Annotated in this window: 10 protein-coding genes; all 10 read right to left on the bottom strand. The window is 70.8% G+C overall.

Annotated elements, in window-relative coordinates:
- The coding region (locus tag HYE82_RS26085) for a CYTH domain-containing protein (protein ID WP_179176602.1) at positions 1-657 on the bottom strand (657 nt) is incomplete at its 3' end.
- Between the two features lie 92 nt (positions 658-749).
- Positions 750-1,949 carry a rod shape-determining protein RodA gene (rodA, locus tag HYE82_RS26080; protein WP_179176601.1) on the bottom strand — a complete coding sequence of 400 codons (1,200 nt, stop codon included), beginning with the start codon at positions 1,947-1,949 and terminating at the stop codon, positions 750-752.
- Positions 1,950-1,963: 14 nt separating this feature from the next.
- Positions 1,964-4,144 carry a penicillin-binding protein 2 gene (gene mrdA / locus HYE82_RS26075; protein ID WP_179176600.1) on the bottom strand — a complete coding sequence of 727 codons (2,181 nt, stop codon included), beginning with the start codon at positions 4,142-4,144 and terminating at the stop codon, positions 1,964-1,966.
- A 13-nt stretch (positions 4,145-4,157) separates the two neighbouring features.
- The gene (gene mreD / locus HYE82_RS26070; protein ID WP_179176599.1) at positions 4,158-4,862 is read right to left on the bottom strand and encodes a rod shape-determining protein MreD; all 705 of its coding nucleotides are present in this window, start codon (positions 4,860-4,862) and stop codon (positions 4,158-4,160) included.
- A 12-nt stretch (positions 4,863-4,874) separates the two neighbouring features.
- The gene (gene mreC / locus HYE82_RS26065) at positions 4,875-5,825 is read right to left on the bottom strand and encodes a rod shape-determining protein MreC (protein WP_179176598.1); all 951 of its coding nucleotides are present in this window, start codon (positions 5,823-5,825) and stop codon (positions 4,875-4,877) included.
- A gap of 174 nt (positions 5,826-5,999) precedes the next feature.
- Positions 6,000-7,019: a rod shape-determining protein gene (locus tag HYE82_RS26060; RefSeq protein WP_179176603.1), complete on the bottom strand. Its 1,020-nt coding sequence runs from the start codon at positions 7,017-7,019 to the stop codon at positions 6,000-6,002.
- Positions 7,020-7,422: 403 nt separating this feature from the next.
- Positions 7,423-7,833, bottom strand: coding sequence for a nucleoside-diphosphate kinase (gene ndk / locus HYE82_RS26055; RefSeq protein ID WP_179176597.1), 411 nt, complete (start codon positions 7,831-7,833; stop codon positions 7,423-7,425).
- A gap of 187 nt (positions 7,834-8,020) precedes the next feature.
- Entirely contained in the window at positions 8,021-8,365 is a 345-nt protein-coding gene (locus tag HYE82_RS26050; RefSeq protein WP_179176596.1) for a DUF4233 domain-containing protein, read from the bottom strand.
- A gap of 2 nt (positions 8,366-8,367) precedes the next feature.
- Positions 8,368-9,897, bottom strand: a complete 1,530-nt coding sequence (locus tag HYE82_RS26045) for a folylpolyglutamate synthase/dihydrofolate synthase family protein (RefSeq protein WP_179176595.1) — start codon at positions 9,895-9,897, stop codon at positions 8,368-8,370.
- Positions 9,898-10,441: 544 nt separating this feature from the next.
- A complete protein-coding gene (locus HYE82_RS26040; protein ID WP_179176594.1) occupies positions 10,442-13,063 on the bottom strand; it encodes a valine--tRNA ligase in 2,622 nt (873 codons plus the stop codon).
- Between the last annotated feature and the right edge of the window lie 209 nt (positions 13,064-13,272).

Below are 13,272 nucleotides of genomic sequence, written 5' to 3'. Positions count from 1 at the left end.
GGGGGCGGGTGCGCTGCCGGTCTCGGCGAGGGCCCGGGCGAGCTTGGAGGGGGCGTCGCTGACCCGGATCCCGGCTTTGCGGAACTTCTTCTCGACGGCGTCGAGGAGGGCGGGGTCGACGCCGTCGGCGAGTTCCACCTCGACTTCGGTCCAGGTGGCGACGGCTCCGGCGGCGGCCTCGGCCGCTTCCGCGGTGCCTCCTCCGGCGGGTTCGGCCTCGGCGCGGACGCTGTCGGTGGAGAGTTCGGCGAGCAGGGCGCCGTCGGCGTCGAGGAGGTGGCTGACCCGTCGCGAGGAGAGCAGGCGGACCTGCGGCCTGAGGCCGCTGTCGCGGACCCGGGAGCGGAGGAGGGCGGCGAGCGAGCGGGGGACGGTGTCGCCGAGCGGGGCGGCGACCTCGTCGCGGACGCCCGGGGAGACGGGCAGTTTGAGGTGCCAGCCGGCGTCGGAGCCGCCGGTCCGGCGCCTGAGGGTGAGTCCGTCGGCGGCGAGCCGCCGGTCGGGGGTGTCGTAGTAGACGGCGTCGAGGTCGACGGTGCCCCGGTCGGCGACCTTCGCGATCCCGGCGGTGCCGGTCAGGTCCGGGACGCCGCGCCGGGCCGCCTCGCTCGTCTCGAACTCGAACTTGCGCTCGATCTCCCGCTTTGAATCCGCCATACATCGAACTTAATCCCGTACGGATCACGACGGGAGGGTGAACCGCCTTGAGGCAGCCGCTCGGCCGGGAAACGGCCGAAGACCGCCCCCCGTCAGGCCGACAGCGGCCGCTGCACCTTGATGGACTGCAGCAGCCCGATGGCCACCCACACGGCGAACATCGACGAGCCTCCGTAGGAGACGAAGGGCAGCGGCAGACCCGCCACCGGCATGATCCCGAGGTTCATCCCGATGTTCTCGAAGGACTGGAAGGCGAACCAGGCGATGATCCCGGCGCAGACGATCGTCCCGTACAGCTCGGTGGTCTCACGGGCGATCACGCAGGCCCGCCACAGGATCACGCCGAGCAGCAGCAGGAGCAGTCCGCCCCCGACGAACCCGAGCTCCTCCCCGGCCACCGTGAACACGAAGTCGGTCTGCTGTTCGGGGACGAACTGGCCGGTGGTCTGCGAGCCCTTGAACAGGCCGGCACCGGTCAGGCCGCCGGAGCCGATCGCGATGCGCGCCTGGTTGGTGTTGTAGCCGACGCCGGCGGGGTCGAGGTCGGGGTTGGCGAAGGCCGCGAAGCGGTTGATCTGGTACTCGTCGAGGATGCCGAGCTGCCAGACCAGGACGGCGCCGGCCACGCCGGAGCCGAGCAGGCCGAGCACCCAGCGGTTGGAGGCGCCGGAGGCCAGCAGCACGCCGAGCACGATGACGACCATGACCATGACCGAGCCCAGGTCGGGCATCAGCATGATGATGCCCATGGGGGCGGCGGCGAGGCAGAGCGCCTTCACGACGGTGCGGTGGTCGGGATGGGCGAGGTCGCCGGCGTCCACCCGGGCGGCCAGCAGCATCGCCATGACCAGGATGATCGTGACCTTCACGAACTCGGAGGGCTGGAGCGAGAAGCCGCCGCCGATGACGATCCACGCGTGGGCGCCGTTGATGGTGGCGCCGAGCGGGGTGAGCACGGCGATGATCAGCACGAGGGAGATCCCGTACAGGAACGGCACGGCGCCGCGCAGGGTCCGGTGGCCGAGCCAGATCGTGCCGATCATCAGCAACAGTCCGATGCCGGTGTTCAGGGCGTGCCGGACGAGGAAGTAGTACGGGTCGCCCTGGTTGAGCTGGGTGCGGTTCCGGGTCGCGGACCACACCAGCAGGCTGCCGAGGAGGGACAGGGCGAGCGCGGAGAAGATGATCGGCCAGTCGAGGCGGCGCAGCACGGAGTCGCGCGAGGTCAGTCTGGCCATCGCGCCGCGCTCGGGTGCGTAGCGGGATACGGAGAACTTGTTGGCGGTCTGCATGGTCGCTTTTCGGCTCAGTCGTGCCACGACGGGGGCTGGGCGGGGGGTCCGGCGAGCGCGGGCGGCGCCAGTTCCTCCGGGGACGGGGGCACGTACGGCTTGATCTCGGGTGCTGCGATGGAGCCGTCGGGCTGGACGGGGGGCAGTGCGGACTCGGGCCGGGGCAGGAGGGCCCTGGCCGGGTCGTGGTTGCCGGCCATGTCGTATCCGTACATGGCGTTGTAGATGTTGCGCACGGCGGGTCCGGAGGCACCGGATCCGGTCCCGGCCTGGGAGATCGTCATCACGATCACGAAGTCGTCGGTGTAGGTCGCCAGCCACGAGGTGGTCTGCTTGCCGTAGACCTGGGCGGTTCCGGTCTTGGCCCGCATCGGAATCTTGTCCTGCGGCCAGCCGACGAACCGCCAGGCTGCGGTGCCGCCGGGCTCGACGACCATGCGCAGGCCCTTGTCGAGGTTCTGGATGGTCTTGGCGTCGACCGGCAGCCTGCCGTGGGGCGTGGGCTTGACGACGTCGACCCGCTTGCCGTCGGGGCTGATCACGGCCTTGCCGACGGTGGGGTTGAAGAGGGTGCCGCCGTTGCTGATGGCGGCGTAGGCGGTGGCCATCTGGATCGGGGTGACGAGGACGTCGCCCTGGCCGATGGCGAAGTTGATGCTGTCGAAGGCCTTCAGCTGGTTGCCTTCGAGGCAGCTCTCGTAGGCGATCTGCTCGACGTAGGTGCCGCCCTTCTTGCCCTGCTTGCACCAGGCGTCCTTGTTGGCCTTCCAGAAGTCCTTCTTCCACTGGCGGTCGGGGATGCGGCCGGTGACCTCGTTCGGCAGGTCGATGCCGGTCTCGGAGCCGAGTCCGAACTCGCGGGCGGTCCGGTAGAACCAGTCGTGGGCGTCCTTCTTGGGCTTGAGGCCGCCGTCACGCTGCCACTCCTTGTGGCCGAGGGCGTAGAAGACGGTGTTGCAGGAGAACTTGAGGGCTTCGCCGAGGCTGATGGGGCCGTGCCCCTTGGACTCGAAGTTCGCGAAGCTCCGGCCGCCGAGGCTGTAGGAGCTGCTGCAGTTGTACTTGCTGTCGAAGGGGTAGCCGGCCCGGACGGCCGCGCTCGCGGAGACCACCTTGAAGATGGAGCCTGCGGGGGCCTGGCCCTGGATGGCCCGGTTGAGCAGCGGGTAGTTGGAGTTCTTGCCGGTGAGCGCGGCGTAGTCCGCGCCGGAGATGCCGCCGACCCAGGCGTTGGGGTCGTAGTCGGGCTGGGAGGCCATGGCGACGACGCGGCCGGTCTTGGCCTCCATGACGACGACGGCGCCGGAGTCGGCCTCGTACTTGCGGCCGGTGATCTTGTCGGTCTCGTGGCGGACGGTCTTCATCGCCTGCTGCAGCTCGTACTCGGCCACGGCCTGGACCCGGGCGTCGATGCTGGTGACCAGGGTGGAACCGGGCACGCCCGGGTCGGACCTGGTCTGGCCCATGACCCGGCCGAGGTTGTCGACCTCGTACGAGGTGACGGTCGCCTTGCCGCGCAGCTGCTTGTCGTACGTACGCTCGATGCCGGAGCGGCCGACCTGGTCGGAGCGCAGGTGGGGCGAGTCGGTGTCCTTGGCCTTCTGGATCTCCTCGTCGGTGACCGGCGAGAGGTAGCCGAGCGCCTGGGCGGTGCGGGCGCCGCCGGGCGCCGGGTAGCGGCGTACGGCGGTCGGCTCGGCGGTGATGCCGGGGAATTCCTCGGGGCGTTCGCGGATCTGGAGGGCCTGCTGGGTGGTGGCCTCGGACGTGACCGGGATGGGCTGGTAGGGGGAGCCGTTCCAGCAGGGCTTGGGGGTCTGGGAGTCGCAGATGCGGACCTTCTCCACGACCTCCCGGGGGGACATGTCCAGGACGGCGGCGAGCCGGGTGAGGACGTCCTTGCCCTTGTCCTTCATCTTCATCAGCGCCGTACGGCTGGCGGACACCACGAGGCGGGTCTCGTTGTCTGCGAGGGCGACGCCGCGGGCGTCGAGGATGGGGCCGCGGACGGCGGGCTGGACGACCCGCTGGACGTGGTTGCTCTTCGCCTCGTCGTAGTACTCGCCGCCGTTGCGGATCTGGAGGTACCACAGGCGTCCGCCGAGCGTGCAGAACATGGAGAAGATGAGGACCTGGATGATGACGAGCCGGATCTGCACCCGGTGGATCCGGCCGGTCGCGGGGGTGTTGGTCACGGGCCCTGCCCCTTCACAGCTTCTTGACGCTCTTCACGCTCTTGACGCCCTTCACCCCCCTTATCCGTCCGGCGCGGTTGGCCCGGTTGCGGGCCGTCATCAGGCGCAGGCCGCCGCGCTGGCTGCCGATGCGCAGTCCGGTGCCGCCGGCGAGCCAGCCGGAGGAGACGTCGGTGGCGGCGGCCTGGCCGCCGCCCGCCTCGACGGCCATCGGGTCGCTCTCGGCGCGCCGGGCGAGGGCCATGACGAACGGCACGGTGAACGGCGCGAGCAGCAGGTCGTAGAGGGTGGCGGTGAACAGCAGCCCCGTCAGGCCCACGTGGCGGGCGGCGGTGTCCCCGACGAGGGCGCCCACGCCGGCGTACAGCAGGGTGGAGCCGATCGCGGCGGCGACGACGGTGAGCAGCGGGCCCCAGGCGGAGCGGAACCGCCCGGAGTCGGGGCGGACGAGGCCGGCGGCGTAGCCGATGACGCACAGGACGAGCGCGTACCGCCCGGCGGCGTGGTCGGCGGGCGGGGCCAGGTCGGCGAGGAGGCCGGCGGCGAAGCCGGTGAGGGCGCCGCCGACGTGCCCGTAGACGAGGGCGAGTGCGACGACGGTCAGCAGGACCAGGTCGGGGACGGCGCCGGGCAGTTGCAGCCGGCCGAGAACGCTGACCTGGACGACGAGGGCGACAAGGATGAGCGTGGAGGCGAGCAGGATCCGGTTGAAGCGCATGGCGGTCTGCTCCTACTCGTCGGCCGGACCGGCGGACGCGCCGGCGGACGCGGACGGGGACGGGGTCACCGTGACGGTGACCGTCGGCGTGGGCACGGCCTGGGGCTTCGGCGGCAGGACGGCGTCGCGGGGGTCCTCGCGCGGGGGCATGACGACGACGCCGACGATGTCCAGGCGGGAGAACCCGACGAACGGGCGGACCCACACCGTGCGGGTCAGGTCGCCGCGCGCGGGATCGACCTTGACGACCTCGCCGAGGGGGACGCCGGGCACGAAGGGCTTGTTGCCGCGCGAGCCGAAGGTGACGAGCCGGTCTCCAGCGCTGATCTTGGCCTTGCCGTTGAGCATCTGGACGGACAGGGCCCGGTCGCCCTGCCCGGTGGCGAAGCCGAGCTCGCCGGTCTTCTCCAGGCGGGTGCCGACGGTGAAGTCGGGGTCGTTGGCGAGGACGACGGTGGCGGTGTCGGGGCCGACGGTGGCGACGCGGCCGACGAGGCCGTCGCCGTTGATGACGGTCATGTCGCGTTCGATGCCGTCCTTGCTGCCGGCGTCGATGGTGACGGTCCAGGAGAAGCCCTGGGCCGCTCCTATGGCGATGACCTCGGCGCCCTTGATGCCGTACTGTCCGGCGCCGGCCCGCTTGAGCATCTCGTCGAGTTCGCGGATCCGGCTGCGGGCCTGGTCCTCGCTGCCGAGCTTGGCCTTCAGGGCGGCGTTCTCGCGTTCCAGCACGGCGATGCGGCTGTGTCGTTCGCCGGAGTCGCGTACCGCTCCTATGGCGTTGGCGACCGGATCGACGGCCGTCGCGACGCCCTTCTCGACCGGTCCGAAGACCGCCGCGGCGGCCTGGCGGGCGCCGTCGACCGGAGACTCCTCTCCTGCCCTGATGTCCACCGTGATCAATGCGAACGCGATGGCGATCAGGAGCACCAGGAGCAGCCGGCTTTCTCGTGTGTCCCTCACGTGCGGCGGCCGTGCCTTCCTTCGTAGATAGCCGAGCGGCTGAACGACTCCGGTGGAGCCGGGGCTTGCACCGGACTGTTGCCTGTATATCAACGATCCGCCGCACGGGCGCGGCAGCACCCATACGGCGGATCATTGTGTTCCGCTGTTCTCCCGGGCGGCCCGGTGAGCCGTTCAGCGCCGGGGCTGGGCGTCCAGGACCTGCTGGAGCGCCTCGAACTCCTCCACGCACTTGCCGGAGCCCAGGGCGACGGAGTCCAGCGGGTCCTCGGCGATGTGGATCGGCATGCCCGTCTCGCGGCGAAGCCGCTCGTCGAGGCCGCGCAGCAGCGCGCCGCCGCCGGTCAGGACGATGCCGCGGTCCATGATGTCGCCGGAGAGCTCCGGCGGGCACTTGTCGAGAGTGGTCTTCACCGCGTCCACGATGGCGTTGACCGGCTCCTCGATGGCCTTGCGGACCTCGGCGGCCGAGATGACCACCGTCTTGGGCAGCCCGGAGACCAGGTCGCGGCCGCGGATCTCGGTGTGCTCGTCCTGGTCGAGGTCGTACGCCGACCCGATGGTGATCTTGATCTGCTCGGCGGTCCGCTCACCGAGGAGGAGGCTGTACTCCTTCTTGATGTGGTGGATGATCGCGTTGTCGAGCTCGTCGCCGGCCACCCGGATGGACTGCGCCGTGACGATTCCACCGAGGGAGATGACCGCGACCTCGGTGGTGCCGCCGCCGATGTCCACGACCATGTTGCCGGTGGCCTCGTGCACGGGAAGGCCCGAGCCGATGGCCGCGGCCATGGGCTCCTCGATGATGTGCACCTGCCGGGCGCCGGCCTGCGTGGACGCCTCGATGACGGCGCGGCGCTCCACCCCGGTGATACCGGAGGGGACGCAGACCACGACGCGCGGGCGGGCCAGGTAGCGGCGCTTGTGGATCTTGAGGATGAAGTACCGGAGCATACGCTCGGTGATCTCGAAGTCGGCGATGACGCCGTCCTTGAGGGGCCTGACGGCGACGATGTTGCCGGGCGTGCGCCCGATCATCTTCTTCGCCTCGGAGCCGACCGCCAGAATGCCACCGGTGTTCGTGTTGATGGCGACCACGGACGGCTCGTTCAGGACGATCCCCCGGCCCCTCACGTACACCAGCGTGTTGGCGGTCCCGAGGTCGATCGCCATGTCACGGCCGATGAACGACATGTTGTTCCCCTTGTTCCCCATGAGGAGCGTCTGGCCTTCCAGTTGATAGCGGCTGCTGTCAGGTCGGCGAGGTGGGTGTGTGGGTGGAGGCCCCATCGTAGTGCCGAGGGTACGGACATCGCGCGACGGGACTCCGGCAATCCCGCCGGAACGGATACCCGCCCCCTTAGTGGTGACGTCGTGTCCTGCACATGCGTTCCCGCGCGGGCCCGGCCATACCGAAGGGCGACCGAAATTACTTCGGTCGCCCCAGGTCGTGAGCGCTATTCGGCTGATGTTGCATCAGGACACGGCCGTCAGGGGGACCCGTCGGAGAACGGGCCGAGAACCTGGCGGAGGACCCGGCGGAGGACCGGTGGAGGACCCGTCCGAGGACCCGTCAAAGGACCCGTCAAAGGACCCGTCAGAGGGAGGGGAAGAACAGCTTCAGCTCGCGCTCCGCGGACTCCTCGGAATCCGAGGCGTGGATCAGGTTCTCGCGGGTGACGGTGCCGAAGTCGCCCCGGATGGAGCCGGGCGCGGCGGCGATCGGGTCGGTCGGGCCGGCCAGCTGCCGCACGCCCTCGATCGCGCGCTCGCCCTCGACCACGAGGACGACGACCGGGCCGCTCGCCATGAAGCCCATCAGCGGCTCGTAGAAGACCTTGCCCTTGTGCTCGCCGTAGTGGGTCTCCAGGGTCTCCTGGTCGAGGGTACGCAGCTCCATGGCCGGGATGGTCCAGCCGGCCTTCCGCTCGATACGGCCGATGATCTCACCGACCAGGCCCCTCCTGACTGCGTCAGGCTTGAGGATGACGAGCGTGCGCTGGGACATGGTGTGGCTCCTTGCGGCATACGGGTGCGGTATTCCGAGGCTACAGGGAGGGATCCGCTCGGCAGCACCCGGACCGCTCGCCCACCGGACCACGACAGACGGCCTCCGGCGCGGAACACCTCCGCAGAGGCGGGGAGGGCCCGGGTGCCGCGGGCATCGAAGCGGACGGCACCCGCAGGGCGCAGCCTCAGGCCTGGGCTTCGCTCTGCGCGGCCCAGCGGGCCTTGGCGGCGTCGATCTTGCGGCCGTAGTGCACGGAGCACCACCACAGGCCTGCGAACACGGCCCCGAGGAAGAACATCATCGGGACCACGAAGCCGCTCGCGACCAGGCCGATCTGCAGGGCCCAGCCGATCTGCACCGCGCCCGGCCGGGAGAGCATCCCGCACAGCAGCACCGACAGCAGCATGGCGATCCCGCAGACCGTCCAGACCGTGGCCTGGGTCAGGTCCGGGTCCTTCATGGCCACCAACCCGGCAAAACCGATGACGAAGAACTCGCCGATCAGCGTCGAGGCACACAGGGTGCGCATCCTCAGCCCCTCTTCAGCAGCAGGCGGGCCTCGCCCACCGTGATCACGGAGCCGGTCACCAGGACGCCGGCTCCTCCGTACTCGGCCTCTTCCTCCGCCAGGGTGATCGCCGCCTCCAGGGCGTCGTCCAGCCGCGGTTCCACCTGCACCCGCTCCGGGCCGAAGACCTCGACCGCGACGGCGGCCAGCGCGTCCGCGGACATCGCCCGGTGGCTGGTGTTCTGCGTGACCACGACCTCCGCGAAGATCGGTTCGAAGGCCTCCAGGACCGCCCGCACGTCCTTGTCGTCGCTCACGCCCACGACGCCGACCAGCCGGCTGAAGCCGAACGCCTCGGTCACCGCCTCCGCCGTGACCTGCGCGCCCGCCGGGTTGTGCGCCGCGTCCAGGATCACCGTGGGGCTGCGTCGGACGACCTCCATCCGGCCCGGCGAGGTCACCGAGGCGAAGGCCCGGCGCACGGTGTCCACGTCCAACTCCCGGGCCTGCTGCGCGCCGACCCCGAAGAAGGCCTCCACCGCGGCCAGCGCGACCGCCGCGTTGTGCGCCATGTGGGCGCCGTACAAGGGGAGGAAGATCCCCTCGTACTCGCCGCCCACGCCGCGCAGCGTCAGCATCTGCCCGCCGACCGCCACCTCGCGCGAGACGACGCCGAACTCCATGCCCTCGCGGGCCACGGTCGCGTCCACCTCGACTGCCTTCTTCAGCAGCACCTGCGCCGCGTCCACCGGCTGCTGCGCCAGGATCACGGTGGCGTCCTGCTTGATGATGCCGCCCTTCTCCTGGGCGATCTCGGCAGGAGTGGAGCCGAGCCGGTCGGTGTGGTCCAGGCTGATCGGGGTGACCACCGCGACCGCGGCGTCGATCACGTTGGTCGCGTCCCAGCTGCCGCCCATGCCGACCTCGACGACGGCCACGTCCACGGGCGCGTCCGCGAACGCCGCGTACGCCATCCCGGTGAGGACCTCGAAGAACGACAGCCGGTACTCCTGGGAGGCGTCGACCATCTCCACGTACGGCTTGACGTCCCGGTACGTGTCGACGAACCGCTCCGCGGTGATCGGCGCCCCGTCCAGGCTGATGCGCTCGGTGATCGACTGCACGTGCGGGCTGGTGTACCGGCCGGTGCGCAGCTCGAAGGCGTTCAGCAGGGCCTCGATCATGCGGGCCGTGCTCGTCTTGCCGTTGGTGCCGGTGACGTGGATGGAGGGGTACGCGCGCTGCGGCTCCCCCAGGACGTCCATCAGCGCGGCGATCCGGCTGACGGAGGGCTCCAGCTTGGTCTCGCCCCAGCGGGTGGACAGCTCCTGCTCCACCTCCCGCAGCGCCTGCGCCGTCTCGGGGTCGAGGGGCGCCTCGGGAACCGGGTCGCCCTGGGGCGGTCCGGCCTGGGCGCGCAGGGTCCGGCTGCCGGCCTCGATCACCGCCAGGTCGGGGTCTCGGTCGGCTTCCTCCGCCACGATCCGGTCGAACATGTCGAGGGTGTCGTCGCGGTCGTCGGGGCCGTGGCTCTCGGGCTGCTGCTCACTCACAGGGCCAGTCTACGGACGGGGGCCGGGAGGGCCGCGCGGCCCTCGGCTTCGGCGGGTGCGTGCGGGGCCCGGGCTCCGCTCCCTCCGGGGCGGAGCCGCCACGGCGGGGTACGCGTCCCCGGTCCGGGTGGGCGTCGGGGTGCCGTCCGGGCGCCGCCGGGGCTGCGGACGCGCTCGGCCGTGCCGGCCGGGCCACAGCAGGGGCGCGGACCGGGCGGCGGGGCGGCGTCGGTGGGGCATTCCGCACCACCCGGTGGACGGCCGCCTGCCGCAGCGGCGACGGGTCGTGGACCTGCGGGTCCAGGCTGAGCCGTACGGGTGAGCCGGCGCGCCCGCTCTGCTCCGCGAGGGCGGGCCGTCCGCGGTCGCCGCCGGGGATCCGGCAGACCGGTCCCGGGCGGAAGATCGAGAATCCGCGCGGAGGGCGGCGGGCACCGCGGGTACGGCGGGTACGGCGGGTACGGCGGGTACGGCGAAGGCCCCGCACCGGCGGTGCGGGGCCTTCGTACGACCGTGGCGCGGCCCGCAGCCTGCGGGCCGGCTGCTAGGCGGCGGGCAGGGCCTCCAGCTGGGCCTGGATCCGCGCGATGTCGGCCTCGGCCTTGGCCAGGCGGCCCTTGATCTTGTCCACGACGTTGTCGGGGGCCTTGGCCAGGAAGGCCTCGTTCCCGAGCTTCGCCTCGGCCTGGGCCTTCTCCTTCTCCGCGGCCGCGAGGTCCTTGGAGAGGCGCTTGCGCTCGGCGGCCACGTCGATGGTGCCCGACAGGTCGAGCGCGACGGTGGCCCCGGCCACCGGCAGGGTGGCGGTGGCGCTGAAGCCCTCGCCCTCCGGCTGGAGGCGCAGCAGCTGGCGGATGGCCGCCTCGTGCGCGGCCAGCTGCGTGCCGGCCAGGTCGAGCCGGGCCGGGACCTTCTGGCCCGGCTGCAGGCCCTGGTCGGCGCGGAACCGGCGGACCTCGGTGACGACCTGCTGGAGGTTCTCGATCTCGGCCTCGGCGGCCTCGTCGCGGAAGCCGCTGTCGGTCGGCCACTCGGCGACCACGATGGACTCGCGGCCGGTGAGGGTGGTCCACAGGGTCTCGGTGACGAACGGGACGACCGGGTGCAGGAGGCGCATCAGGACGTCCAGGACCTCGCCGAGGACCCGGCCGGAGGCCTTGGCGCCCTCGCCGCCCGCGAAGAACGTGGTCTTCGACAGCTCGACGTACCAGTCGAAGACCTCGTCCCACGCGAAGTGGTAGAGCGCCTCGCTGAGCTTGGCGAACTGGAAGTCCTCGTAGTACGCGTCGACCTGGGCGACCGTCTCGTTCAGGCGGGACAGGATCCACCGGTCGGTGGCGGACAGCTGCTCGGCCGACGGCAGCTCGCCCTCGACCGTGGCACCGTTCATCAGCGCGAAGCGCGTGGCGTTCCAGATCTTGTTGGCGAAGTTGCGGGAGGCCTGGACCCAGTCCTCGCCGATCGGGACGTCGGTGCCCGGGTTGGCGCCCTTGGCCAGGGTGAAGCGGACGGCGTCGGAGCCGTACTTGTCCATCCAGTCCAGCGGGTCGACGACGTTGCCGAAGGACTTCGACATCTTCTTGCCGCGCTCGTCGCGGACCAGGCCGGTCAGGGCGATGGTCTTGAACGGCACCTCGCCGTCCATCGCGTACAGGCCGAACATCATCATCCGGGCGACCCAGAAGAAGATGATGTCGTGGCCGGTGAGCAGGACGTCGGTGGAGTAGAACTTCGCCAGGTCCGGGGTCTTCTCCGGCCAGCCGAGCGTGGAGAACGGCCACAGGCCGGAGGAGAACCAGGTGTCGAGGACGTCGGTGTCCTGGTGCCAGCCCTCGCCCGTCGGCGGCTGCTCGTCGGGGCCGACACAGACGATATCGCCGTTCGGGCCGTACCAGATCGGGATCCGGTGGCCCCACCACAGCTGGCGCGAGATGCACCAGTCGTTCATGTTGTCGACCCAGTCGAAGTAGCGCTTCGACAGGTCGGCCGGGTGGATGGCGACGCGGCCGTCGCGGACGGCGTCACCGGCGGCCTTGGCCAGCGGGCCGACCTTGACCCACCACTGCATGGACAGGCGCGGCTCGACGGTGGTGCTGCAGCGCGAGCAGTGGCCCACGGAGTGCATGTACGGGCGCTTCTCTGCGACGATCCGGCCCTGCTGGCGCAGGGCGCCGACGACCGCGGAACGGGCCTCGAAGCGGTCCAGGCCGAGGAAGGGGCCGTGGACGGTGATCACACCGCGCTCGTCCATGATCGTCATGGCGGGCAGGTCGTGGCGCTGGCCGATGGCGAAGTCGTTCGGGTCGTGCGCCGGGGTCACCTTGACGGCGCCCGTGCCGAACTCCGGGTCGACGTGCGTGTCGGCGACGACCGGGATGGTGCGGTCGGTCAGCGGCAGCTTGATCTGCTTGCCGACCAGGTGCTTGTACCGCTCGTCGTCCGGGTGGACGGCGACGGCGGTGTCACCGAGCATCGTCTCGGCGCGGGTGGTGGCGACGACCAGGGTGTCCTCGCCCTCGCCGTACGTGATCGAGACGAGCTCGCCGGCGTCCTCCTGGTACTCCACCTCGATGTCGGAGATGGCGGTCAGGCAGCGCGGGCACCAGTTGATGATGCGCTCGGCACGGTAGATCAGCTCGTCTTCGTACAGCTTCTTGAAGATGGTCTGGACGGCCCTGGACAGGCCCTCGTCCATGGTGAAGCGCTCGCGCGACCAGTCGACGCCGTCGCCGAGGCGGCGCATCTGGCCGAGGATCTTGCCGCCGTACTCTTCCTTCCACTGCCAGACGCGGTCGATGAACTCCTCGCGGCCCAGGTCGTGGCGGGACTTGCCCTCCTCGGCGAGCTGCTGCTCGACCTTGTTCTGGGTGGCGATGCCGGCGTGGTCCATGCCGGGCAGCCAGAGGGCCTCGTGGCCCTGCATGCGCTTGCGGCGGGTCAGGGCGTCCATCAGCGTGTGCTGGAAGGCGTGGCCCAGGTGGAGGGAGCCGGTGACGTTCGGCGGCGGGATGACGATGGTGTACGCGGGCTTCTCGCTCGCGGCATCGGCGGTGAAGTACCCACGCTCTACCCAGCGCTCGTAGAGCTTCCCCTCTACCTCGGCCGGCGCGTACTGGGTCGGCAGTTCGGAGTTGGGGCTGCTGGGTGTCTGCGTGTTCTCGGTCACGGGCACAGTTTAGAGGCGTAACGGTCCGGTACTGAAACCGGTAATCCTGGGGGCCGGGGCCTTCCACCCGTCGCCGGTGAGCAAGGATGTGTGGACTGCATAAACATCCTGAAGGGGGACGTGGGCATGAGTTACAACCAGCCGGGACCGTACGGAGGCCAGCCGCCGCAGCAGCCCGGACCGTACGGCGCCCCGCCGCCCCCGCCCCC

Source organism: Streptomyces sp. BR123 (genome assembly GCF_013401435.1).
Lineage (GTDB): Bacteria > Actinomycetota > Actinomycetes > Streptomycetales > Streptomycetaceae > Streptomyces.
The sequence above is the reverse complement of the archived record's forward strand: the minus strand, read 5'-3'. Positions and strand labels throughout refer to the sequence as shown.

Coding starts and splice junctions, on each gene's coding strand:
- rodA (WP_179176601.1), bottom strand. CDS start 1,949: ATGCAGACCGCCAACAAGTTCTCCGTATCCCGCTACGCACCCGAGCGC.
- mreD (WP_179176599.1), bottom strand. CDS start 4,862: ATGCGCTTCAACCGGATCCTGCTCGCCTCCACGCTCATCCTTGTCGCC.
- HYE82_RS26060 (WP_179176603.1), bottom strand. CDS start 7,019: ATGTCGTTCATCGGCCGTGACATGGCGATCGACCTCGGGACCGCCAAC.
- ndk (WP_179176597.1), bottom strand. CDS start 7,833: ATGTCCCAGCGCACGCTCGTCATCCTCAAGCCTGACGCAGTCAGGAGG.
- HYE82_RS26050 (WP_179176596.1), bottom strand. CDS start 8,365: ATGCGCACCCTGTGTGCCTCGACGCTGATCGGCGAGTTCTTCGTCATC.